19 protein-coding genes and 2 pseudogenes are annotated in these 23,829 nt (G+C 47.3%); 9 read left to right on the top strand and 12 right to left on the bottom strand.

Going from position 1 to position 23,829, the window contains the following annotated elements; all coding sequences use genetic code 11:
- Nucleotides 1–229: 229 nt before the first annotated feature.
- Entirely contained in the window at nt 230–457 is a 228-nt protein-coding gene (locus tag VTH8203_RS17050; RefSeq protein ID WP_244181245.1) for a helix-turn-helix domain-containing protein, read from the top strand.
- A gap of 143 nt (nt 458–600) precedes the next feature.
- Here the strand turns inward: VTH8203_RS17050 and VTH8203_RS17055 are convergent, their stop codons facing one another.
- Both VTH8203_RS17055 and VTH8203_RS17060 read right to left on the bottom strand, forming a co-directional pair.
- Nucleotides 601–1,134, bottom strand: a complete 534-nt coding sequence (locus VTH8203_RS17055; RefSeq protein WP_096994742.1) for a GNAT family N-acetyltransferase — start codon at nt 1,132–1,134, stop codon at nt 601–603.
- A complete protein-coding gene (locus tag VTH8203_RS17060; protein ID WP_096994743.1) occupies nt 1,131–1,400 on the bottom strand; it encodes a type II toxin-antitoxin system TacA family antitoxin in 270 nt (89 codons plus the stop codon). Before VTH8203_RS17060 ends, VTH8203_RS17055 begins: the two co-directional genes overlap by 4 nt.
- Before the next feature lie 235 nt (nt 1,401–1,635).
- On the opposite strand from VTH8203_RS17060, the pseudogene VTH8203_RS25145 reads away from it, so the two are divergent.
- Nucleotides 1,636–2,365: pseudogene (locus VTH8203_RS25145) on the top strand (IS66 family transposase); the annotation flags it as partial.
- Nucleotides 2,366–2,418: 53 nt separating this feature from the next.
- Here the strand turns inward: VTH8203_RS25145 and VTH8203_RS17070 are convergent.
- The 7 genes and pseudogenes from VTH8203_RS17070 to VTH8203_RS17105 all read right to left on the bottom strand — a co-directional run.
- Nucleotides 2,419–2,823: pseudogene (locus VTH8203_RS17070) on the bottom strand (helix-turn-helix domain-containing protein); the annotation flags it as partial.
- Nucleotides 2,824–3,314: 491 nt separating this feature from the next.
- Nucleotides 3,315–3,899: a hypothetical protein gene (locus VTH8203_RS17080; RefSeq protein ID WP_096994745.1), complete on the bottom strand. Its 585-nt coding sequence runs from the start codon at nt 3,897–3,899 to the stop codon at nt 3,315–3,317.
- A complete protein-coding gene (locus tag VTH8203_RS17085; protein WP_096994746.1) occupies nt 3,896–5,062 on the bottom strand; it encodes a site-specific integrase in 1,167 nt (388 codons plus the stop codon). Before VTH8203_RS17085 ends, VTH8203_RS17080 begins: the two co-directional genes overlap by 4 nt.
- Nucleotides 5,063–5,485: 423 nt before the next feature.
- Nucleotides 5,486–6,739 carry a hypothetical protein gene (locus tag VTH8203_RS17090; RefSeq protein ID WP_096994747.1) on the bottom strand — a complete coding sequence of 418 codons (1,254 nt, stop codon included), beginning with the start codon at nt 6,737–6,739 and terminating at the stop codon, nt 5,486–5,488.
- Between the two features lie 11 nt (nt 6,740–6,750).
- A complete protein-coding gene (locus VTH8203_RS17095; RefSeq protein ID WP_096994748.1) occupies nt 6,751–9,672 on the bottom strand; it encodes a site-specific integrase in 2,922 nt (973 codons plus the stop codon).
- Complete coding sequence (locus tag VTH8203_RS17100; protein WP_096994749.1) at nt 9,665–11,266, bottom strand: site-specific integrase; 1,602 nt, start codon at nt 11,264–11,266, stop codon at nt 9,665–9,667. The genes VTH8203_RS17095 and VTH8203_RS17100 overlap by 8 nt, the downstream gene beginning before the upstream one ends.
- Nucleotides 11,259–11,897 (bottom strand): hypothetical protein, encoded by a 639-nt coding sequence (locus VTH8203_RS17105; RefSeq protein WP_158296177.1) that lies wholly within the window; start codon nt 11,895–11,897, stop codon nt 11,259–11,261. The genes VTH8203_RS17100 and VTH8203_RS17105 overlap by 8 nt, the downstream gene beginning before the upstream one ends.
- Before the next feature lie 224 nt (nt 11,898–12,121).
- Between VTH8203_RS17105 and VTH8203_RS25370 the strand changes: the two genes are divergently transcribed.
- Complete coding sequence (locus tag VTH8203_RS25370; protein ID WP_279627181.1) at nt 12,122–12,244, top strand: hypothetical protein; 123 nt, start codon at nt 12,122–12,124, stop codon at nt 12,242–12,244.
- Nucleotides 12,245–13,144: 900 nt separating this feature from the next.
- The gene (locus VTH8203_RS25560) at nt 13,145–13,375 is read left to right on the top strand and encodes a Fic/DOC family N-terminal domain-containing protein (RefSeq protein ID WP_096994751.1); all 231 of its coding nucleotides are present in this window, start codon (nt 13,145–13,147) and stop codon (nt 13,373–13,375) included.
- On the opposite strand, the gene VTH8203_RS17115 is transcribed toward VTH8203_RS25560, so the two are convergent.
- Nucleotides 13,313–13,669 carry a hypothetical protein gene (locus tag VTH8203_RS17115; RefSeq protein WP_244181246.1) on the bottom strand — a complete coding sequence of 119 codons (357 nt, stop codon included), beginning with the start codon at nt 13,667–13,669 and terminating at the stop codon, nt 13,313–13,315. The two genes, VTH8203_RS25560 and VTH8203_RS17115, sit on opposite strands and share 63 nt — an antisense overlap.
- A gap of 154 nt (nt 13,670–13,823) precedes the next feature.
- On the opposite strand from VTH8203_RS17115, the gene VTH8203_RS17120 reads away from it, so the two are divergent.
- From VTH8203_RS17120 to VTH8203_RS17140, 4 genes are all read left to right on the top strand, one after another.
- Nucleotides 13,824–14,102 (top strand): type II toxin-antitoxin system RelE/ParE family toxin, encoded by a 279-nt coding sequence (locus VTH8203_RS17120; RefSeq protein WP_096994753.1) that lies wholly within the window; start codon nt 13,824–13,826, stop codon nt 14,100–14,102.
- Complete coding sequence (locus tag VTH8203_RS17125; protein ID WP_096994754.1) at nt 14,102–14,398, top strand: HigA family addiction module antitoxin; 297 nt, start codon at nt 14,102–14,104, stop codon at nt 14,396–14,398. Before VTH8203_RS17120 ends, VTH8203_RS17125 begins: the two co-directional genes overlap by 1 nt.
- A 387-nt stretch (nt 14,399–14,785) precedes the next feature.
- Nucleotides 14,786–18,616, top strand: coding sequence for a DEAD/DEAH box helicase (locus VTH8203_RS17135; RefSeq protein WP_096994756.1), 3,831 nt, complete (start codon nt 14,786–14,788; stop codon nt 18,614–18,616).
- A gap of 40 nt (nt 18,617–18,656) precedes the next feature.
- A complete protein-coding gene (locus tag VTH8203_RS17140; protein ID WP_096994757.1) occupies nt 18,657–18,962 on the top strand; it encodes a hypothetical protein in 306 nt (101 codons plus the stop codon).
- A gap of 521 nt (nt 18,963–19,483) precedes the next feature.
- Here the strand turns inward: VTH8203_RS17140 and wecA (VTH8203_RS17145) are convergent.
- Both wecA (VTH8203_RS17145) and wecA (VTH8203_RS17150) read right to left on the bottom strand, forming a co-directional pair.
- Nucleotides 19,484–20,560: a UDP-N-acetylglucosamine--undecaprenyl-phosphate N-acetylglucosaminephosphotransferase gene (gene wecA / locus VTH8203_RS17145; RefSeq protein ID WP_096994758.1), complete on the bottom strand. Its 1,077-nt coding sequence runs from the start codon at nt 20,558–20,560 to the stop codon at nt 19,484–19,486.
- 214 nt (nt 20,561–20,774) lie between these two features.
- Nucleotides 20,775–21,902: a UDP-N-acetylglucosamine--undecaprenyl-phosphate N-acetylglucosaminephosphotransferase gene (gene wecA, locus VTH8203_RS17150; RefSeq protein WP_370739251.1), complete on the bottom strand. Its 1,128-nt coding sequence runs from the start codon at nt 21,900–21,902 to the stop codon at nt 20,775–20,777.
- Nucleotides 21,903–22,764: 862 nt separating this feature from the next.
- Here wecA (VTH8203_RS17150) and rfbB point away from each other — a divergent pair.
- Nucleotides 22,765–23,829 (top strand): dTDP-glucose 4,6-dehydratase, encoded by a 1,065-nt coding sequence (gene rfbB / locus VTH8203_RS17155; protein ID WP_096994760.1) that lies wholly within the window; start codon nt 22,765–22,767, stop codon nt 23,827–23,829.

The following is a 23,829-nucleotide window of genomic DNA, read 5'->3' on the forward strand; positions in this document are numbered from 1 at the left end:
CAACGACCATTGGGATGATGGTGTTATAAGAGTATGACTTATGCTGTATTTACTCTGCCGCGGAGCGGCTTCGTTCAACAAGCGGGTATGAATCACATGGCTATTGTTGGCAGCCCTCACCTTCACAGAAAAGATTGGTAAAACAACTTTAAGTTGTTAATGGATGAATTTACAACGTAAAAGTTGTTAAGAGGGGTTGGAACAACTGGTAGGTTGTGTGGTGGACAGAATGAAAAGCGTAGAAGAAATTGCAACCTTGCTTACTGGGCAACGCAGAAAGATCGGTATCGAGCAAAAAGACATGTACATGCGGATTGGCATGAAGCAGCAACAATATCAGCGCATTGCAGCGGGCAGTGATGTAAAGCTATCCACTTTGCTTAGGGTATTGGAAGGGCTCGGCTCAAGAACTCGAACGTTATCCGCTGCATATGAATCGAGCGTGGGTGTCGGGTAAGTCTCTGATGCAAATCTCTAGTTAAGCTTAATGATAGTTGAACATTATGCTTGCGCAATCTCGCCTTTAAGGGCGAGTCAAGTAAGAGGTAACTAGTCTTTTTGCTGTAAACACGTTCACCAGGATAGTTTACGAATTCGGGCCTATTGTTCAAAAAGCTGTTCCACCGTTTTCATTGGTAAGAACATACGAATACGTCCATTATATTCACACAGTACTTCAAAGCCGAACTTGGTATAAAACGCTTGAGCAGAATCTGTCAGACAGTCCACAACAATGGCGTATGCCCTCATGTGATGATTCACTTCCCACAAATACTTCAGTGCACGAATTAGACTCACCTTTCCGAGTCCAGAGCCATGAAACTCTTTGTGCACAGCTAATTGAGCCAAAAGAAAAACAGGGATTGGATACCTAGGAAGTGTCTTTGCTCGTTGTACCGGTAATGTTTCTCGGCTGATAGAGCTCGGTGCAACACTATAAAATGAACAAATAGCGAATTTTTGATTTAACAATGGTTGAACACTAGGTAAAACCATTGTTCGGCTAATGCCTGCTTGCATGTGCTTTGCAGCTTGAGTTTTGATAAATGTGTTTAGCTCTTGCTCACCACAGTCAAATGAGTTGCGATCATGCTTTGATTTACTAAGTTCAACAAACTCTTTGCCCCAACTCACTTAATGCCACTCTCATCTGTAAATTTGATCGCTTCAAGCAAAGCTTGATTAGGTGCTTTTGCTTTATTACACGCAGCCATAAACTCGTCAAAGACACTATCTTTAACCATAATACTTTCATGCTCCTCAATAACTGAAGTCGCATCTTCGTCCATAAGCCTCACGACATATTCCGTGAGACTTTTTAAACCAAGTAAAGCCGATGCTTTTTCGGCTTTGGCCTTGATTTCTTCATCAAGACGGATATCTAAACGTGCTGTTGCCATAACCCCCCCTATGTACGGATATATTCCGTAATTTTAGGAAGTATAGTGTAAACTTGAATTACATTCAATTTGTACGGATAGTTTACGGATCGAGATAGAATGTTACGGCTACGGCACAGTAAGTATTCACCAAGCCCTATTGACATAAAAAATCTAAAAAGAAAGCCATGAGCGAAAAAAACTGAAAGCTCTGGTGGTCGCAATTCGATAAGAGCGAAACAAGACCACACAGGGCATCAACGAAAGCTCTCATCACCAAAATGATGAAACGAGCCTTCGTTGGGGTTGGTTAGTGGCCAGTGATGATCTTGTCTATGAACAAATACTCTATTCACGCTCAACCCCTCAGCAGAAAAGGTCATCGATGAAGACTATACAGATATTTTGGTCAGCGACCAGTGTCCAAGCTATTAACTGGATAGCCGCAGACCGTCATCAATTATGCTGGCACATGTGAAGCGAAATCTTCAGCAAATGGCGGATTATAGTGGTGGTGGCCACACCGCTTATATTGGCAAACATCTTTGTTTGCTGACGAACGCCATTTTCCATACTCGACATCGTTTTGAGCAAGGTGAATTGGATGATTCACTGTACTTGCGGCGAATGCACAGGCTACAAAAATTGTTCGATCATTGGTTGAGCAAAGGGACATATGCGATGGTCAAGTGGTATCGGGGGCGATGCAAGTTACTGCTCAAACATAGAGAAAGCTTGTGGGTTTTTCTCAAGAAAACCTCAATCCCCTTAACCAATAATGAAGCTGAGCGATGTATTAGGGGCTTTGTCATTCAAAGGAAAATCAGATTCGGAACGACCTCGGATGCTGGCGATAAATTCCGTAGCCGCATCCATACACTTATCGAAACCTGCACAAATCGCGGTCTATCAGCATGTCAGTGTTGAGTGAGATCATCACGTCAGTCGTTGAGAAGAAACCGTACCCGAATGTTTTTGATCTATAAACTGCACATGCTTCTTCAGGCGTGGTAAGTCAAGATACCTCGGTGAACGTGTACCCTTTCGGCTTCTTATATGAGAAGCCATGGTGATGTAGCCACTTATTCATGCCAGCAACGGTATAACGAATACCAAACTCAGCTTGTACATAAGCCACAATTTGGTGGGTGTGGAAGTACGTTTTCTCTGCCAGATGTTCGATAAGCTGCATAGTTTGCTGAGCAGAAAGTCGGCTCTGGCTACCACCATTTTCAGGCTTAAGCTTTTCAGAGAGAACATAATCACTGAGGTGACGAGCGACCGTCGATTCGTGAATACGAAGAGCTTGAGAAATCATCGTCTGACTCCACCCTTCAGACGCGAGTAAAACCGCTTTGATGCGGTCACGCACTCGACCATCACGAGTTGAATCGTGCATCTCTTCGAGTTGTTGTTTCTGTTGAGGAGTCAGTATTATTTTCATGGTGCGTAGCATGATCCTGCTTTAAGGAAAAATCAAGCATCTTCAATGATAAGGGGTATAAGCTGCATTTTAGCAGCTTAACTTTTTGCAGCCTGAGGTTGATTCTTGAAAGTGCCTATTTGTCAGTTGCTTCTGTATTTTTAAAGTTTGCTCACTGGTGGTCATGATGACTCAAGCTCGCTTAACTCAAATCTCTCTTCAAGAAACGGCGTACTATCACTGCATTTCATGGTGTGTACGCCGTGCTTTTTTATGTAGCGACGATGCCTACTTGGGTCAAAGCTTTGAGCATCGCCGAGTATGGTTTTTTGAGCGTATGCGATTGCTTAGCCAGGTGTTTGCCATTGATGTATGTGCATACGCTATTATGTCCAATCACTACCATTGAGTGCTGCATGTTGATACCACTGCCGCGGAGTCTTGGAGTGATGAAGAGGTGGTTCAGCGTTGGACTACGTTATACAAAGCACCGCTGCTAGTCACTCGTTTTCTCAAGTGGGTTCCCACGGCATCGGCAGTAAAAAGTAGCGCCAGTCATTGACATGATAACAATGCGCAGTGGCTTGATAACGAAAACAGACGCTTTCCTTTTTCGCAGCTGAAGTGGTGACAATTGAACTGGCGCTGTAGCACAGCTGCGAATCTGGGGCGCGCGAGTACTCATACAGAGCTAAAGACAAAGCGCGGCAGTAGGCGAGGTGACGGCGCCATAACGGTTCTTTGTCTGTATTTCGGCTGGCTTTCAACAGTGCGCCGTAGTATTTCAGTAGCGGCAGTTCAGGGTACGCGAGATGCAGGTCAATATCCTCAAAGGTGAGGTTATGTGCGCCACAAAGTGCGGTTGCATAGCGATTGAGTGTCCATCTGAGCCCACAGTGACATTGCGCCTGCCGCCAGTGGGCACGGGCGGCGGCCTCGACCTGCGCTTGACCGTCAAGTGACGTCAAGGCATTGGGGTGCGTGCTGACGATGGTATGGATGGCCGGGTGTTGAACGCCCAGCGCAAAAGCGCGCAACCATTCAAAATTATGCTGTGTATCATAAAGCTCTGCCGCCAGAGTGAACGAAGGAATCATAACGGTGACCCTCCCATTAGAGCATCGAACGCTCGGCCATCTTGACGCGATGCGTTGGCGACATAAGGCGCATACACTTCAAACAGCAGCTTGGTGTTACTGTGGCCTAACATGTGAGAGATGTAGAGTGGGTTTTCATGCGCGGCGATGTGCAAAACGGCCGCGGTATGGCGCGTCTCATATGGGCGGCGACGTTTAAGCCCTGCTTTATCCAGGGTTGGATACCACAGCTTCTCGCTGACATAATGGGTATCGAGACCACTGCCTTTCGGGTGAGGGAACACAAACGCCTCGTCTTCATGGTTGACTTTTGAGCGCTGTCTTAGCATCGCTTGATACACCGCCTCACTCATTCTGAGCTCTCGTCTGGATTTTGGCGTCTTCACATCCCCCATCTCTCCATTGACATAGTTTTGCCTCACACGGATCAATCGATGGTCAAAATCGATGTGCTTCCAATACAGGCCGTGAATTTCGCAGCTGCGAAGCCCCGTCCAAAAACGCACCAGAAAATAGTCGCGCCAATCTGGGTCGACAGCGGCCAAAAACGCCTGCACTTCGTCAATGTTCATCGGGCTGGATTCGGCGCGCTCTTCTTTGAGTGCTTTGTAGCGTCGAAACGGATAATTAAACTGATACTCTTCCGCCCCAAGGCTTAAGATGGCGATCAGGGGCCATAAAATGTGGTTGATCCGTTTATTGGTGAGTGGCGTCTTACCGTCACGCCCGCAGCGACCGCGTAAGTCTTGACGAAAATAATCCACGTGTGAGAGTCGAATGTCACTGATGCGCATATCGCCAAACTCAGCAATCAGATAGCGATCGAGGGTATTACGCACCGTGTTTTGATAACTGGGTTTCCAGTTGGCTTTGCTGCGCTCAAACCATTCATTGGCGTAGTTGGACAAAAACGGATAATGATGATCGGGAAAGCGCTCTCGATGCAGGGTTTCAAATTTGGCAACTTTTTTGCTCTCGGGGAAGTAGTCGCGGTATTGAAACGTGCCCAAATCGATTTCGGCGTTCATTTGCTTAAGCTGCGCTTGGGCGGCTCGAAGATTTTTGGGCGTGGCCAGTAACTGCGTGCCTTCGCGAAAGCGGACACCAAACATGTGCAGATCGAATTGAATGCGCCCATTGGGGCGAATGCGAATGTGAGCCATAGTGGCCTCCATCAGTTAGCGATCTATTCACCGAGCCCTCTGTCTGCCAGAAAGGCCCTGCGGCGCGGCGAAAGCCGGCCATCAAATAGATCTGTCCCTTACCGATGGAATTGGTTAAAATCGTACCATCGGCTGGGTGTGGTTTAAACGTCGTCGCAGCCGGTACGGGGTAGGGAGGTTGCCGCCTTCCTATCCCAACTGCTTGTCCATTTTCCCAATAGGTCGATAAATGCCACCCATTGGTTAAAATCTCACCTATCACTATAGTTAATGCTGTTTATTTGTCCAGTGTTTTTTGGCGCCGCCTTTCGCATTGGTGCGCATCACGACACGCCTTACTTCACCTCTTGTGCGATCGCCTTTGTTGAACGCTCTGACTCGAGCTCTTTCATTGTCACCAGCCTGCTTTTTTCTCACCACTCATTACTCATCATCATAGCCAAGCAAATCCCCTTGCGCTTCGATGGAACACGCGCCGCCGGACTCTCGCTGTTTACGCTCTAGTATCTCTTTGGCTTGTAAAGTATCGGCAAACCTATCCGGCGCTGGCGCCACATCATGAACGCTTTGATAAGGATGATCTTTATTCTTCTCATTATAAAAGCCGAGCTTATAGTCTCCTTGCGGGCTTTTTAGCATTTGAACTTTCACACTATCCATTGAGGTAATGTCTTTGATAGGGATTTTTGAGAGCTCACTTAAGTTAATACGATAGACCGTTGGCTGAGTCACTTTGATGTCTTTGACTTTAAGAAAACGGTTTTCACCGGTTTCTGGCACGAGACTGGCGAGCATCACGCACTGCTTATCAACGTACAGTAAGGCTTCATTACTTTGTTTGAGTAGCGCAATACTTTGGTAGCTTCGAACTTGGTCGTTGAATCCTGCGATTTCAATGATCAACCGCAGCTCTTTTTTATACTTGACGATTTGTCGTTGCTTGTAGGCTTGCAGAGACAGCAAAGAGCTCGAGAGCATGCGATTGCCATCGCTGAAAATCGCACGTTCATCATCGGTATAAATCTGGATCGCCTTAGTGGTTGTTGTCTCACACAGGTGAGCGAGCTGAGCGGCGCTTTCATGATTAAGCATCAAATCACAAGCCGGTTCAATGCGCTCTGGCAGAGCATGGGAGAGTTTTTGTTGATCGCACTCCGTGGTAATTGTGCCTTGTTGTTTATTGATCTCGAAGGCGTCAAAGGGGCGATAGATGTCTGCGATGTCTAAGAGGGTTTTGATATCATCCACTTGAAAGCGGTCATGGGCGTCGGCTTGAGAGAATGCCAGAAAGTCCAGATGCGCCGCAGACGCTTCTTTGGTGCGAATATAGATCAGGGCATCATCAACGGTAAGCGCTCGAAGTGTCGGGTAACGACGGTCTTCATCATAGTTGACCTCCAACTCGCTGCGTTTGTTTGCGTCCGTAAGACTCTTTTTCTTGTTCCAATATTCTTTAAAACTGCTGGCAGACATGGACCACTGCCCTGGTTTTAATTTCCAGGTGTTGTCGACGGGCAGAGTGACCATTTGAGGGTAGTCTTGTGTGCCACCGATTATCTGGCAGTACTCCTTAGTGATGTTACAGGTGAGATAAGCCTTGCTATCTCCTGACTTGATCGGAGCGAGTAAATAGTCAATATCTTGATGGTGATGGGATTCAAATGCGAGTAGTGGCATGGTGTCTCTCCTTAATTGGAATCAATACGTGAAGAAAAATAGTCTGACATGGGGGCAATGAGCCCTTGGGCAAGGATCGGGGTAGTGAGCATGATCACCAGTTTGGTGTCACCGGGGTCAATAATCTCGCGTAACAAACGATCAGAGGCTCGCTTGAACGCGGCTTCGACGAGCTCAAATTTGCCGCTTTTCAGGGTTTTTCGATTTTGGTGCAAAGTCAGAGTGGCTGGGCAGCGCTGAAAGGGGCCTTCATGGAAAAGCCGCTGATACGCGCTTTGTGTTTTTTTATTGCAGCGGCAGGTCCAACTCAACACCACGGTGGCGGGCGTGTTGTGAGAGAGAGTGACACGCACCGGCCCTAAGAGGGTCAGTGCCTTCTTGTCTTCTTTCGTCAACTGTAAATGAGACAGATGGTTTAAAGCATGCCATTGTTGACTCAGTCGCGAGAAATCAAACGGGGCGACTTTAGAGTTGGCGAGAGTGTGGCGATTGAGCAAGCGAAAACGGCCAAGTGATGTGTCGTTAAAAGTGCTCGGTACCCCTTTCGCCCATAAGTGATAAAACGCATTCGGTTCATGTGTCGAGAGGGGAGGTTGAGTGCATGCACCTTGTGAGCCTGCTTTTTTAGCACGTTGAGAGCATGAGCTCTGGGAGGCCTCAAGTGAGGATGCATTCAGCAGGCGAGAAAGCAGCTGAGCGTCGCGTAAGGCGGGTTGATACTGTTTTTTTTCTAACGGCTCGAGCAAGGCGTATTCTGGATCCAGCGTTTCCAGTACGCGAGCCACGTCATTGGAGCCGACGGGAATATCAAGCAAGTAGCGCAACATTGCTCTGTCCGTGGTTAATGAGGGGGAGCGAAGCAAGGGAAGGATCCGCTCCATACCATGGACGTAGTGTTTACGAGTCGTGGCATAGTAGGTGTGTCCGAGCTCTTTACCAATGATGTCCAGTAACGCACCATCATTGAACCAATCAAAGGGATTGCCCTCAATCCAAAAGTAAAACCGTGCCTCGCAGACCTCTTGGCTGAGCATAACGCGAGTGTCATGGTCACACACACCGTCATCGAGATAACGGTTGGGGCACTGATGCGCGAGATGCAGGCCTTGCATTAAAAGAAGATCGGCGCCGCTGTGTCTGAGATGATGAAATCGCACGCCTTTACCAAAATGCGCTTTTAATACTTGCGTCACAGGATAGAGATAGCGCTGCTCGCGTTGAGAGTAGCGTTCATTGAGCCAGCCAAGTAAAGGTACGTCGGGTGGGCATTGGTCTTTTAGCTTTAATAGAATGCGCAACAGTTTGGCGCTTGGGGCGCAGAAATAAGCGTGGACGAGGCGATGTTTTCCGCCTTTGGGGCCACCTTCATCCGTCGTGGTGATGTGAAGATCAAAGCGCTGCTCGTCGACGGTGCAAGGGGCAATGTCACAGAGTCTAAGGCGAAGGACTTCCCCACGACGAAGTGCACCATAAAAGCCAAGCAAGACGGCCACACTGGCAAACAGGCGCTGTAGGGGATCGCCTTTCGCACAGTTGAGAAGGGTGTCGATCGTTTGATGGATCTGTCCAACCTGCAATCGGCAAGGGTCGACCAAAGCGGGAAGGGTCGGTTTTTCAAACTGCGAGAGATCCAAGTGGTCAGTCAGCGCTTGGTGTGCCATGTGTTGGAGAAAGGTATACAAATGAATGGTATTGCTGGTGCCATTGAGGCGTTTGAACTGTTCATGGCCCCAAGCATGAAGTGAGTCAGGTGAGAGCGCTTCCTGGAGACTCAGTGGGGAAAGGCGTTTATAGAAATTGGTGTATCGCTCAATGCTGGCGGCAGGGAGGCGATCTTTTTGAACGCCGCCGTCTTCAAATAAGGACAAGGTACGCGTGTAGAACAGCCATGGGAGGAGATTACCCTCTAAATAATGCGGCGGTGAAGGCTTTTGTGCGCGTTTTCCTCGGTAGTATTTGATGAGCTGAGTATGAGGCCAGATAAGGCGAGTGGACGCACAGGGCTGAGCGGGGTCTATATTTTGTTTTTGCCCAGCGTTCGGTGGCTGAAAAAACAGGTTTGAGTCTGCAAGGGGCGGGGTCGCAGTACGAATGGACGACAGCGTGGCCACATGGCGCATGGGATCGGACAAGTCACGCAGCAGCGGTGCAGGAACGTTATCACGATAATGCCAAACGCATAAGAAGGTTTGATGCCATTGAGCTACCCCTTGTGAGGGGAGGTAATACGGCGCATGTTCACACCAACGGTTGAGCTGCTGGCATAAATACTGGGTGGACAAAGAGACTGAGTCGGAAGATAAAGAGCGGTAAAAGTCGGACAGAACGCGATAGGCAAACAGTGATAAGGGATAACGAGTAAAGCTTGGGTGCTCGGGACTGTCATAGACAGCGATGGGTTTAGGATGAGGCACTTTCAGCGTAAATTGCCCTTCAAAAAAGGCGATAGACGACGGCTCGGATAATACCTTGACCCAATAGGACAGAGGGAGGGGGGCGACGTCTAGGTTCATGACCAAAAGCACCCAGCCGATGTCGTGCCATCGCTCTTGTGTAAACGTTTGTCGTTGCTGCGTGTATAGCGTATGGAGTTGACCGGCGCTGTGACTGTGTTTGAGTATTGACAGCATCCATTGCATCGCACGATCTTCATAGTCGGCTTCTTTCTTTTCGGGTAATTGCCATTCACAGACGGATTTTAAATAAAACAGGACATCATCACGGGCATGAAGAAGCGCGCGTCGTCGCCCACTGGGCACAGTGGCAATACGGGCGTTGAGGGTATTGAGTGCATCAAGGGGTAACTCTCGTGTGGGCAGAGAAAGGGCGCTGATAGCGGTGCATATCCAGTCTAGGTTCGGTATATCGGCGCACTCGACACCGGTTTCTTGGTGGTAGTGGCGAATACGACGCCCGTTAAAATGATCATGCATCGTCTTTCGCCTTCGTATGCGTGAGCGAAGGCAATCGCAAATAGCTGGGGAGCGCGTTTAAAAATCGCGTCAGTTTATGCTGCTTAGCGAGGTAGATGGCATCGCTACCCAGTTGTTCACCATAGGTGGCGTGTCCCATCAGTCGGTCAATGTCGACAGTGGTGAGCTCAGCGTTCGGAGTATTCAGCGCATGTTGAGCAAAAAAATGTCGCAGTTGATAGGGAACCGCGCTGCAATGTGGGTTGGCCTTTGACCACCACGTGTTCATAAATGCTCGAAGTGATCTTGCGCACAGTGGAACACAAAGGTCGGCGTCATTCACTTCAAACCATAAATAAGAATGTTCGGTCATGGTTGGGATGCGAAGCTGAAGTTGATGTTGAAACTGGCTCAGACGCAGCAGTGCATCGCGCAGGTAATCGCAGAGCCAAACCGAGCGATAGCGACCTTTATCGAAGATAATGGCAAAGCGATGATCAAAACAATATTGACGCTCAATTGAAATGGCATGAGTGGGGCGTGCACTGGTCAGCACGATAAACAAAAGCGCCAGTTGATTGGTTAAAAAATTATGGAGTGTTTTGAGCGATTCCAGTGAGTGAGTGGGCCCATTGAGTTTTTGGGCTTGCTGCTCGAGGAGGTGAAAGAAGCGGCGAACCGCTTTCACATCGAGCTGTCTGGAAGAGCCGATGACGACGGGAGGGATCGGCGTATAGTTTTTGGTGGCTTTTGTGAGTTGCAGGTGAAATGACTCGATGAGGGCGGGCTGCTCTAAGTAGGGCTGCAGTTGAGTGCGGTGAGCCAATAACGGCTGCGTATTTCGAGTGACAGGCAGCGCCGGGCTAAGCAGTGGTAGAAAGCAAGCGGGCAAGGCACGCGCGAGTCGGTCTAGATAACGATTTTGCGCCCAAAAGAGATCATAACGGATTTGATTGCTGTTTCGTGTTTGATACGCAAAGGCGCTGTGATGGGAGATGTGTTTCCCTTGAAGGCTGATGTATTTGCTGGTGATGGGCAAGGTGGGATCGCACCGTACCATGGTCTGGAAGTATCGATAAAACGTATCACGCCGCACCAGTGGACAGCCCAGTAGCGCAACTGGGGTGCGCCATTTGGTGTGAAGAAATGCGATAAATTGTGTTTTTTCATTCGCGCAGAGGTGGAGTGAATGGTCACCTGTTTGCATGTGTGACAGTGCCTGGTAAAACCAGGGATTTAAAGCGGTAGGCATGGGTTGCCAGTGCCATTGGAGGCCAGAACGAGTGAGATAAGGCTGAGCGTATTCCACCCAAGAAGGGTTGTTACGCCTCACTCGGCGAAGTCGATGTGGCCCACATGGCTGAGTCCCGCTGACGAAGCAGAGATCCGGCAGATCGCGTTCATGTTGGCACGCTTCGATGTTACCGGTGATCCATAGGTATAAAAACATCAGCAGCGCTCGATCGTAAGCATCAATGCGATCGCTCTGGGTGGGTTTAAATCGCTGTTTGAGTCGGATAAGCGCCGCCACTAATTTGAAAACATGGGAACGAGCATTGGGGGGAACGCTACCGCTGCTTTTCAAGCGATGATGAATTTTAATGATGTCAGACATCGCAAGACTCCTTGTGAGACGCAGGCGTTGTCGTGGTTATGCGTATCGCTGAAGGATTCACATTGGCAAGCTTAGCCAGTGTGGATTTTTTAGGATAAGTGACGTTGAACGGCGAAGGGGTGGTTTTTGCTGCCGCCAGTCGCTGTGCAAGTTGTGACAATGTGGTGGTCTTGACGCGATGATGGAGGGCTGGCCCCGTGAGCATGAGAGTGGGTATTGCTTGCAAAGGATCGTCATAAAGACGCAGTGTGACGTTGAGATGTTGGGCATAAGGATGGCATTTAATGAGCTCAAATAACGGTACGGGCATTAAAAGTTGATAAGGGTCGGTTTGACCGGAGAGCGAGACGGGGAGTATCAAAGCGTCGAGAAGGGTGGCGATCTGCTCATCATGTAATGGAGTCAGAGTGTCGTGGGAACCAAGCTCAAAGCGCTCGCGGCGAAGCAGCAATTTCGTCAAAGGATGATAATCATAACGAAACTGAGAAAGTCGTACCTGTTTGATAGCGGCGATAAGCACACTCCTTGTGGTCGCGGTTTTGGTCAGATCAGAGATATAAATACTGTATATAGTATATTTTGATGCCTTTGTGTCTACATCTTGTGGTTTATTATAGGTGTCAATGGACATATCACGTCAAGAGGTGAGTGGCGAATAATGGAGCAATAACTGTGCTGCCGATCGCATAATCGAACAAAAAACCGTCTTGATAATGAGACTGGCAGGCAAAAGTGGGCATGTGAGGGGGTGTTGAGCACACACTGTGATTATGCCTGCGGGTAGGCCTGGTATCGAAGTGGCATCGACGTGGTGTCGACGATGGGATCGGGAGATGAACCGGTGAGGAAGGGAGCATGAAAACGATGGGGCAAAAAATTGACGCGTACGTGGCGTGGTGTGAGCGTCATCTTGTGCGCATTGCGTATGTCGGCGGGGTGGTGGTGAGCCTCGTGACGGTCCTGCTGAATCTGGGGTAACACCCTATGTGGGAACACCGTGGTCGCGATGACGCCCAGAGGCGCCCCGTTTATTCAATGGGCGGTCACCAAAGCCGGCGCCATTTTTCATGGGAACAAAACACCGAGCATATCCCTTCTTTAATGCCCGATGAGCGACCTTCTGTTCAATCGTCTGATATTAGCAGCGTTGTGATCTTGATAGAGAGTCAGGTTATCGCGGTGTGATAGATTTTTGGACTAAGAACGTTCTTTGTTTTTGCTGAAAAATCGACAAAATTCTCGTTGAAAATGGTGCAAAAATGCATCATTCGAACTCAGGTTTTTGAGTGCTATATGTCGCGATTGGTCATTTTTAGAGCGGGTGTTTTATCTGTTAAATTGGACGTCTAGATGGCTTATTTGAGTGTGTTCCCAATAGTTAAATAAAAGGTGTCTTGATAGTGATATTTGAAGGAAAAATGGGCCTATGGCTTTTCATTGAACGCTTAATACGATTAAGCCAGTGGGTCTCGTAGTGGTGTCGAATACCGTGATGGTACTCAGTACGACAAGTCAATGTAACTGCCGTTTTTTTTGGCGCTTTTTCTTTTCTGGAAGCTGGAAGCGGCAAGAGCGAGCCACTAAGTTGGCCACTGTGCTGAACGCTGTCTCAAATGGTCTTTGTGAGTTGTGATAATGTCTCATGCTGAAATGGATTTCAGATCTCTACAAAAGGTCATGGGTGATCAGGAGTCAATTTAACCTATCCTAATTACGTGTTAATCCAATTAACACGTCACGGACGATATGTTAAAAATTCTAGAAATAATTAACCTATACACTTTAACTGTTAGTTTAGATTACCCACAATGCACTACATGTTAGTTTTTAACTAAAAAATTAACCTATCAAACCAAGTACACTACGCTAGGTAATTGAATGTTTAATCCAGAAGTTCCTTACGATATCCCTCCGCTACCTGTCGATGGTATAGAGACTGTAAAAATCCTGAAGAAAGTGACACCTGCCGCGAGAGCACTATCCGCGTTGAATCAGGTTACTAGGCTTCTCGCCAACCAAAACCTATTGGTTAACCTAATCCCAATATTAGAATCGAAGTCGAGTTCTGAAATTGAAAATATTGTGACTGAGTTGAAGGCTCAGGTCTGATTTAGGTAGTAAATCAGGCTCTATCTGTAACGGAACAAAATCAGGAGCGGACGACTTAGAGGGAAGTTGCTTGCGCCAGTCATTGATCTGGGTGGTGCAGATCCGTAGTGCTTTGGTCACGTGACTGATCGGATATTCTTCAAGCAACTTGAGTGCTAAGCAGCGTAGTTCATCGGGGATGCTGGCATGTTTATTAATAAGAGTTTGTCGCCAGTGCTCAAAGTCAGCAGTGGCCTGAATCAGGTTTTTCTGGTTTTGCATGGTGCCGCAGCCTTCCTTATGTTGGATAAGCACTTAGTAAACCAAAGCTGGCGAGTTAAGTTGAGCTATGCTGCCGTAAGCTCACCATATATTTCGTATCTACCAGCAATAATTCTCGGCTGCTTCGCTCTGAACGATATTTAGTCAACGCTTGTATCATGGTGCGCAACGGGCTACACTTCTTTCTATGATAAAAAGCTTCAAACATAAGGGTCTCAAAAAGTTCTATGAGACTGGCAGTAAAGCTGGGATACAAGCAAAACATGAGCGTAAGCTCAGAGTGCAGTTAGCAGCCATAGATACTGCAACTATCGTTGACGATATTGATTTGCCGGGTTTCAAGTTACACCCATTGAAAGGTGACAGAGATGGTATTTGGTCAATTACAGTTAACGGTAACTGGCGCATTACTTTCGAGTTCGTCGACGGCAATGCATATATCTTGAACTATGAGGATTACCACTAATGAGTATGCATAACCCTCCACATCCAGGTGAGTTCATCCAGGATATTTACATGGAGCCCTTTGGCTATAGTTGCCGCTTTGTTGCAAAGCAGCTTGATGTGTCTCCTTCAACTCTGAACCGAGTGTTGAAAGGGCAAAGTGCGGTGTCTCCTGAAATGGCTTTACGTTTATCTAAAGCACTTGGTCGCACTCCAGAAAGTTGGCTAACGCTGCAAGATAATTACGATCTCTGGCAAGCTAAACAAAATGTAAACTTGGCGAAAGTACACACGATTAATTTTGCTCTGGCGACATAGATGTAGCAAATAAGGATTAAGCGCGGCTAAGTCGGTGCCGAAGAACTGATAGAGCTTGCGAATGAAGTGATAACCGACACGCCAGAAACCGCGTTGAGTTATTACTCGCGGGTGGTGTGTGCCACGATTGAGCGAACCAATAATGGCGCCTACGAACAAGCCCTGCGCTATCTACAATCTCTCGAAAAGAGGTTGGCGTACTCACCAGAGATGACTGCACGCTTCAACGCCGAGGTTTACCGTATCGCGCAATTGTACAAGCGAAAAAGAAACATGTTCGCGCTGTTCAAGCAGCACTATGCACATTGTTAAATGGTGACAGCAGAATCATGATGGTTCAAACTACTATGCCATGTTAGCCCCAATGCGTTTCTATTGTGACGATTTATGAGTAATGACCCCCAACTTGCCCAGATCGAGCTTACCGCTTTACAAACCAATGCCTTACTGGCCATCGTGCTCAGTGTCAGTCGCCGTCGCAGCGATGTCTATCTGTCATACGTCAACCTGACCTCTAAGAATGAGTCGACTATTGAGTTTAATCAGGTCATCAGTGAGCTTCATTCTCTTGGTTTGGTTCGATTGGTTAACGGCGAGAGGGAGGGCTTTATTCATTTTAGTGCGCAGGGCCTGAGCTTTTCGATTGTGGTTTGTGAGCAAGAAAGTTATCGAGTGGAAAGGCGTATCGAGTTAGCGGTGCGTGCGCCCGGAGCTCATTATGCACGTTTTATTGCCTCCGGTTTTTCTCGTAATCATTACTACAGCCTCCAAACTAACTCAGAACTGAAGGAGCAGAGCGTTAATGATGGCCTACTGCTACTCAGTCAAAGCTCGCTGTTGTGGCGGCTAGTCCAAACTGTCGAGGTCGCCACTGGGTATGGTGACTACTTTCTGCAAACGTGGCTGGACTTAATTGCCGGCGCACACTGTCCAAGCGTCTACCAATCGCTCACAGCGGCGCTTCCGAATCATGTTAAAGCTAGGCTGCCGGTCCATGTTGTGGGGGATGCCCCGCTGTTTTCTAACAAACCGAAAGACGCGGCGCATTTTTTAAGCAAGCTTGATGTGGGGTATTTAGAAACCCGGGCTCAGCGTTTTTCGATTAATCATCATACGCGCCCTAGCTTATCTTCGTTGATTGATCTTTTTATTGTTCGAAACTTGCAGCCCGAACAAGCGAGTGAGCTGGTGGCTCAATATCAGGCGCTGCCATTGGCTGAGCGATATGCGCTTGGTTTTTACTCATGGGAGAGAGAGCTTCAGTATCTTTTGATGAGCGATGATGAGCTCGCCGAGCTGTTTTTCGATGCCAATATGTGGCTTGAGTCGTTGGTGGCTGATGAAAAAGTAAAGTGGGGGCGATTAGTCTTAGAGCTGCTACAAATGTGTCGAGTTAACGATAGGCCTGAGTTGTCGGCGTTTTTTGAGCAGTTGGCAGCGCATGCATTGACACAGCATATCCTCGCATTGACGCCAACGTTTAACCTGATGCGTATGGGACAGCTGCTTTTAAGGCACCTTACCAACCTGGAGTTAATGATTGATAAGCCAGATAGTTGGGATTTGTGGGTAAGAGATGTTGAAAACTTATTTAATGTCGAGATGCTGGTTGGTGATGAACGCGTAGCTTGGGTGCTCAACGACGATAACAGCGTCTGTGCAAAAATGCAGAAAAAAGGCAAAAAAGGTTGGAGCCGAGGCCGGCAGGTGACGCTTCAAAACCTTAAATACAGCCACTCAGAGCTGCTCTCGGAAAGCGACATTGCGTTAATTGCCTATTTCGAGCGAGATCCCTACGGCTGGCGTGATCAGTATGTGTTATCCAAGGCATCGTTAAGCCTGCTATCTCGGGCAAACAATGTCTTGGATCAGCAAGGTCTTCCAGTGTCTATCGTGCCAGAGCCTTCTTTGCTGGTGGTGGGGGAGTGTGATGGCTTGCTTAGTCTCGAGTGCTTCCCCGAGAGAGAGCGTTCGGAGTTAGAGGTGCTTAAAGAGAGAGCTCCGGGGATCTTAACTTTTGACGCGACCTCCGACAAGGTAAAGCGCTTCTTCACTCTATCTGAAACCATGCCATCGGTGCCGGCAGGGTATGTGGATAATTTGATCCCACTGCTTGGTAGCGATATTGATTGGTATAGCTCGTCTGAGCAAAAGGGCAATATTGATGTTGGTGTATGGGATAAGCGTCCGCACCTGTGGTTGAACTTAGTGGACGGTCAGCTTGAGCTATCGATTGAGCATCAGTCTCTGAAAGGGACGGTACGTGTGCCGTCGGCAAGCGGAGAGCGCTGGGTTCACCAAGATGGGAAGACATGGTTTGAGCGCGATCTTGAGCAAGAGAAGGCACAGTTGGCAAGTCTGTGTAAGGCGTTAGGTATTAAAAATCGCAAGGTGATCAGCTCGGTTGTGATCTCTGAAGATCTCGCTGAGCTGCTGATCGCTATTGATGCATTGGATGATGTGCCTGTGCACTGGCATGCTCATAGCAGGCAAGTGAAGACCATTAATGCCCAAGATGTGGATCTCGAAATCAACCAAAAAGGTGATTGGTTTGGTCTTTCTGCTGAGGTGGTGCTTGATGGTGGCTTGGTCTTGGATCTGCAGCGTCTATTGGAGTCACGGCGTACGGGCTATATTGAAATCAAAGAACAAAACTTGACGCTGCTTGTTAATGAGGCACTGCGTAAGCAACTGGCGCTCCTTGATAGCGTGCTCAATGATGAGCTTGAGGTAAACAGCAAGATGGCGTATCCACTACAGAAGTTAGTGGAAACCATGTCAATCAGCAGTGACCAAGGTTGGCAAGCGCTTGAGCGGGAGTGGGCGAAGCCTATTGAGTTAGCTCCTCAATGCTTGGAGGTACTGCGTGATTATCAACGCACCAGTGTCCACTGGGCGATTCACCTGTTAACCCACGGTTTTGGGGCTTGCCTAGCCGATGACATGGGCCTAGGTAAAACCCTTCAAGCGCTGAAGATCATCGAGCATTTTAGTTCATTAGGGCCAAGTTTAGTGGTATGCCCTAAATCGGTGCTGCTCAACTGGCAGCAAGAAAGTGCGCGTTTTACGCCGGCATTATCGATCCTTGATTTGGAGGCCTGTGATGATCGCCCTCAGATGCTGGCACAAGCAAAGGCGGGCGAGGTTGTGGTGATGAGCTATGGCATGGTGACTCGCCTAGCGAAAGAGCTTGCCGAGGTTGAATGGCAGAGTGTGGTGCTTGATGAGGCGCATCAAATCAAGAACCCTAACGCGCAGCGTACCAAGGTGTTAGTCAATCTCAATGCAGAGCGCCGTCTTACTCTATCGGGTACGCCGGTGGAAAACCATCTGGTTGAACTTTGGAGTCAGTTTTCGTTCCTAAACCCAGGCTTACTAGGGGCGCTCAAACAGTTTAAGGCTAAGTATGGTCAGGCTTCAAAGAATGCTGAGGATATGCTCAGACTGCGGGCGCTCGTTAGCCCATTTATTATGCGCCGCGTGAAAAAAGAGGTGTTGACGGAATTACCTGAAAAAACCGAGCTGATACATCATATCGAGCTGAGCGCGAAAGAGCGCAGTGCCTATGAGGCAGTGCGACAAGATTCTCTGCGTATCAGTGAGACGCTCAATGGTGGCACAACGATTAAGTTGTTTGCGGCATTGACGCGCTTGCGTCAGGTATGCTGCGACCCACATTTGGTGTTTGATACCATGTCAGAAACAAGTAGCAAACTCAAAGAAGCGCTGCATATAGTACATGAAGCGCTTGAAGGTGGGCACAAGGTATTAATCTTCAGCCAGTTCGTGCAGTTACTGAAGCGATTTGCCGCTCTACTCGAGGCCGAAGCGTTGGCGTTCAGTTATTTGGACGGTCAGTCAAGTACCAAGCAGCGTAAACAGGCCATTGAGGACTTTAAGTCGGACAAGCATGCGCTTTTCCTTATTAGTCTTAAGGCGGGTGGCTCTGGGCTTAACTTAACTGAGGCTGACACCGTTATCCACCTCGACCCTTGGTGGAACCCTGCTGTGGAAGATCAAGCCAGTGATCGAGCTTACCGCATGGGGCAAACCAATCCGGTAACGGTATATCGCCTTGTTGCAACGAACACCATCGAGGAGAAGATCATTCAACTGCATGAGGATAAAAGAGACTTGGCAGATAAGGTGTTGTCTGGTCAGTCTGAAGCCAGCCACCTCAAACCAGAGGTGCTGTTGGACCTGCTTAGCAGTGACTAAGATCCACTTTTAAGCGAGCGCTGTTGGGGGGGGAAGTGCGATGGTAACGCAACACAAACAGAACAAAAAGCAGACGAAAGCACAAAAGAAAGCGCGGGCAGCGGCCAAGCGCGAGCGCCAAAGGAAGTACCGAATGGTTATGATCAATGGCAAACAAAAACGTGTCAAGCGAGAGCCGACGATTGATGGGATGTCTGTTGATGAGTTTATTTTAGCAAATGCCAACGCCATCTTTTTGCATGAGATGGGCGCTTGGGAGCTGATGAGGGACAATAACTCAAGCTTTGTGGCGGAGCTCGATGATGTCATTGATGAAGACAAGCTGTTTCAAGACCCTCCTTGTTAACTCAAGAGCGTCACTCGTCTCCATATCCTTTTTATGTAAACGCGACTCTTTGAGTGCCTCCTCACTCGCAAATTGAACTTTGCCTCACGCCAATGGCGGTGCTGCTTCTTATGCTCAACAACGCCACAGAGCAGGAGGCAGCATGCTATTCATCACTAACCGCACACCTAACCAGTCTGCGCGTTCTAGGAAGAACAGGTCCGTTTATTTTTTTGAAGAACCCTTTTTTATCCAATGGACTGCCTAGTGGCACTTTTCCAGAAACAAGAGCGGGTATTACTTCCTTATAAACAAAAAGAAGCCCTCGGCGAGGGCTTGAAAAACACTCAGAAGTTTTGTGCTCTTAGTTGCAGAAGTAAGAGACAAAATTGATAATATAGTCAATAGTATCTTGTGTCATATAGTGTTTTGGAAGCTGGGGTGGAAATCACATTTTTATTTCGCTTGAAAGCGTAACAATAAGAGGAACACAACCCTTTGTAGACAGGGCTGTGTTTTAAGTAACGGACTTTTCTGTTAAATCAAAGCACATTCGTCTCAATCACAGCTTCCTTTCCCTGTATCTTCCGTATGAAGCGCGTGATTTTCCACGCATAAGACAGACACAATGCATAGCCAATAAAACAGGCAATAAACATATAGAACATCACGGGCTCTGAGATCTGCTTAATCTCACCGTAGATACCGAAACCCGTAAGCATAGAAGCAAGCAGACATATGACAGCAAGCGTCTGTCTTGAACTTAACCCTAGACGTTGGAAGATATGATGAAGATGTTCACGATCGGGTTTGAATGGTGAGTCACCACGTTTCACTCTACGGATCATAATCGCTGCCATATCCATCAGTGGCAACGCAATTAACCAAAGCGCAGTTACAGGCCTCATTAATGGTTCACTGGCGTCTTGACTCGCGCTAAGCAACAGCCAAATGACGGTAAAACCAATCATCATACTGCCCGCATCGCCCATAAAGACTTTGCGCTGTGGCCCCAACAATCCCAGATTCATCGCGATGTAAGGGAGTATTGCTGTGATAAACACAATACAGAGTAACGTTAAGGTAGCGTGATCGTTACTATGGAGTAGCCAACCTAACGCTCCGAGGGTGACAATTGAAAGCCCACCTAACAGACCATCAATACCATCCACCATGTTGAACGCATTGATAGCACCAATCACGGCCAGAATAGTAATTAATACGGCGAATCCCCCTAAATCCACATGTCCTGAGCCAAACATATCGCCTAATGTAGCGAGCTCTAAACCTGCAAAATGCATCATCGCAAGTGAGAGCAAGGCTTGAACGATCATACGACTCTTGAAGCTAATATCGTATTTGTCATCCAATGCACCAAGCAAGGTCAGCAACGAGATGGAAGCAAGAAATAACCCAGAATCTTTCAGATCGTGTTCAAAGAGGCTGAGGGTGAGAGTGACGGTGATGCAAATGGAAATCCCACCGACTAGAGGGATCGCGCCGCAATGGCGTTTTCGAGCGTTAGGTTTATCGACTAGACCGATATGCCTTGCGATTCGTCGGTTCACAAGTAGCGTGCAGAACGACAAGATGAACACGAAAGATAATAAATACAACATGAAGAGCCACTGACAAACTAAGTGAGAAAATAGGATTTTTTTATTGAGTTATTGTTAAAAATTCTACCGTAAATTTGACCGTCTATGAAGCGAGAAAAAGCGGATGGATCTCTCTTTTTGTTAAATTGCCTTGATAATCACTAGCGGTGAAGAGTACCAACCAGTGCGGCGCAGCCCACATTATTGCGGAGTAGATGTTATTAAAGCGTTCGTATTACTTGTATTGAACAGGCTCGAGAGCCTTTTTGCCACGTTGCTCTTTTTTGAGTAAACGTAAGTAGGCGGTAAGGTGCCAAACTTTACTGAGCAGCACGTAATAAACAGCGAAACAAAGAAGAAATCCATAGAACATGGCAGGCTCTGAAATATTGTGGATCTCTCCATAAACACCAAAAAGTGCACAGCATGCCGCAATAGCGCATATGATCAAAAGTGTTTGTTTACGATCAAATCCGATGCGTTGCAAAATATGATGCAAGTGCTCTCTATCTGGAGTCATGGGAGACACGCCACGTTTCATGCGTCTCGCCATTATCGCCACCATGTCCATCAATGGAACGGCGATGAGCCAAAGCACAGTGACTGGCCTAATGGTTTCGTAAGCTGTCCATTTATACCAAAACAGAGTGTCCGTTGTGTTTGAGCCTGGTTGGCTTATCGTGAATAACAACCAAATCGCTACAAACCCGAGCACCATACTTCCAGCATCACCCATGAACACCTTTCTCGCGTTACCTAGCCAACCCAGATTCATGGCAATATAAGGCAGTAGCGCGGCGATCATGGCGCCGCAAAATAGTGCGTGTAGTGGGTTGTTAACTAAGGTAAATAAAACACCTAGGCTAGCAAAGGTAATGCAGGCTATGCAGCCAAGTAACCCATCCATGCCATCCATCATATTAAACGCGTTGATTGCGCCAATCACAGCAACAATGGTGATGGGCAACGCTAACCACCCCAGTTCCGTGTAACCAAAACCAAACGCATTGCCGAAACTTAACAGCTTAATATCGGTCGAGAACACGACCAACGCCGTAAGGCAGGATTGAACAGAAAGGCGCAGTTTGCTGGATAAGTCGTACTTGTCATCAATTACCCCCATGATAAGGACGACCAGTATCGAAGCGATGAGAACGGACTCATATGGAAGGCTCTCTGATGAAGTGAGCAGATAACCCAATATGGCGAGAGTGACAGCAATACCCCCAACGAGCGGTACTAGCCCCGAGTGACGTTTTCTTGCATTTGGCGCATCGACTAGGCCGACGTGTTTGGCTACTTTGGTGAACACGAAGAGAAAAAGCAGCGCTGAGGCACTGACGCTAAAAAGTTCCAACATAATACCAACATCCATTGTTGTGTTTTTCGCTACCCAATTGACATTGCTTTTTGGTAGGGGGGGGTACGAGATTTAGAGCGCACCCAGGAAGTTGTAGTACGGAAAATCTAGGGTAAATATGACCTTGTCACAAGAGAACAATGGACAATGGGATGCTTTAGCAGACCTAAGCTACCGACATATTTATAATGTTTAAAAATAAAATCAGGGAGTTATGGAACCGTATGCTTTTTTGGCTGATTTTGTAAAGACGTGATCTTGATCAGCCTTTCTGTTCTGGAACGAATTGAGAACAGCCGACCCGCCTACGTGGTGTGACCTTGAGATTGGCCACAGGTGGGTTTAGTTCGAGATGAATCATTGCAGATTAATTATTTTGTCGGAAATGGTCATAATTTTGTAATGTTGAAGAGCGTCAAACTTTCGTCATAACGATGATATCAAGAGAAAGATGCATGGTTAAACGATAACTTTTTTACTAAACAATGCGCGGATAAGTGGAAATTTGTAGTGAAAAAAAGCCATATGAATACTTTTCACTCATAAAAAAACAGTCGATAGAGCAACTTAGTAGCATAAATGCTTTTACGCTCAACCTGATGTCAGTGGTAGTCGTTAGCCGTGCAACCTTCTTTTCCCTCATACAATAAACCGCCTGTGCCGTTAGTTTCCAGTCTAATGGAGGCTGAATTTCTCATCTTTGGTTTGTCAGGTATGCTATCGCAGTTGAACTTGGTTTCCTATATACTCTTCGCAAATTATCTTTGTGGTGCTACGTCATAAGGACTTATCTCATAACATAAAGGCTTAGCTTTTGAGGGCTTGACTCAAGGGCGGTAGCGTATTCAATTTTAAGGAATATTTGATGAAACTACTTGTTACTGGTGGCGCAGGGTTTATTGGCTCTGCGGTCGTTCGTCATATTATCAACGACACTTCAGATGAGGTTGTTAATGTCGACTCCCTAACTTACGCAGGTAACCTGGAGTCGCTTGAGGATATTCAATCCAATGAGCGCTATGCGTTTGAGCAGGTTGATATTTGTGATCGAGCAGCATTGGATCGAATTTTTGCAGAGCATCAACCTGATGCTATTATGCACCTAGCCGCTGAGTCTCACGTTGACCGCTCTATCGATGGTCCTGCTGCGTTTATTGAAACCAACATTGTTGGTACCTACACGTTATTGGAAGCGTCACGTGCTTACTGGAATACGCTAAATCAAGATAAGAAAGAAACCTTCCGTTTCCACCATATCTCGACCGACGAAGTGTATGGCGATTTAGAAGGTACTGACGACTTATTTACAGAAGAGACATCGTACGAGCCGTCATCGCCATACTCGGCTTCAAAAGCATCGAGTGATCATCTGGTTAGAGCATGGCTAAGAACGTATGGTCTGCCAACAATTGTAACAAATTGCTCTAACAACTACGGCCCGTATCATTTCCCTGAAAAACTTATCCCATTAATGATCTTGAATGCGTTAGATGGAAAATCACTGCCTGTTTATGGTGATGGAATGCAGATCCGCGATTGGCTATTTGTAGAAGACCATGCAAGAGCGCTCTACAAAGTAGTCACTGAGGGCAAAATTGGTGAAACCTATAATATTGGTGGTCACAATGAGAAGGCGAATATCGAAGTCGTTAAGACTATTTGTTCTCTGCTCGAAGAACTGGTTCCAAATAAACCAGCGGGTGTTAACGCTTATGAGGAACTAATCACTTACGTGACAGACCGACCAGGACACGATGTCCGTTATGCTATTGATGCATCAAAAATTGAACGCGAGTTGGGCTGGAAACCAGAAGAAACGTTTGAGACTGGCATCCGGAAAACGGTGGAATGGTACCTGAACAATAAACAGTGGTGGAGCCGTGTATTGGATGGTTCATACAGTCTTGAGCGTTTAGGAGCAGAGAAATAA

The sequence above is a fragment of the Vibrio thalassae genome (genome assembly GCF_900089835.1).
GTDB classification, from domain to species: Bacteria; Pseudomonadota; Gammaproteobacteria; order Enterobacterales; family Vibrionaceae; genus Vibrio; species Vibrio thalassae.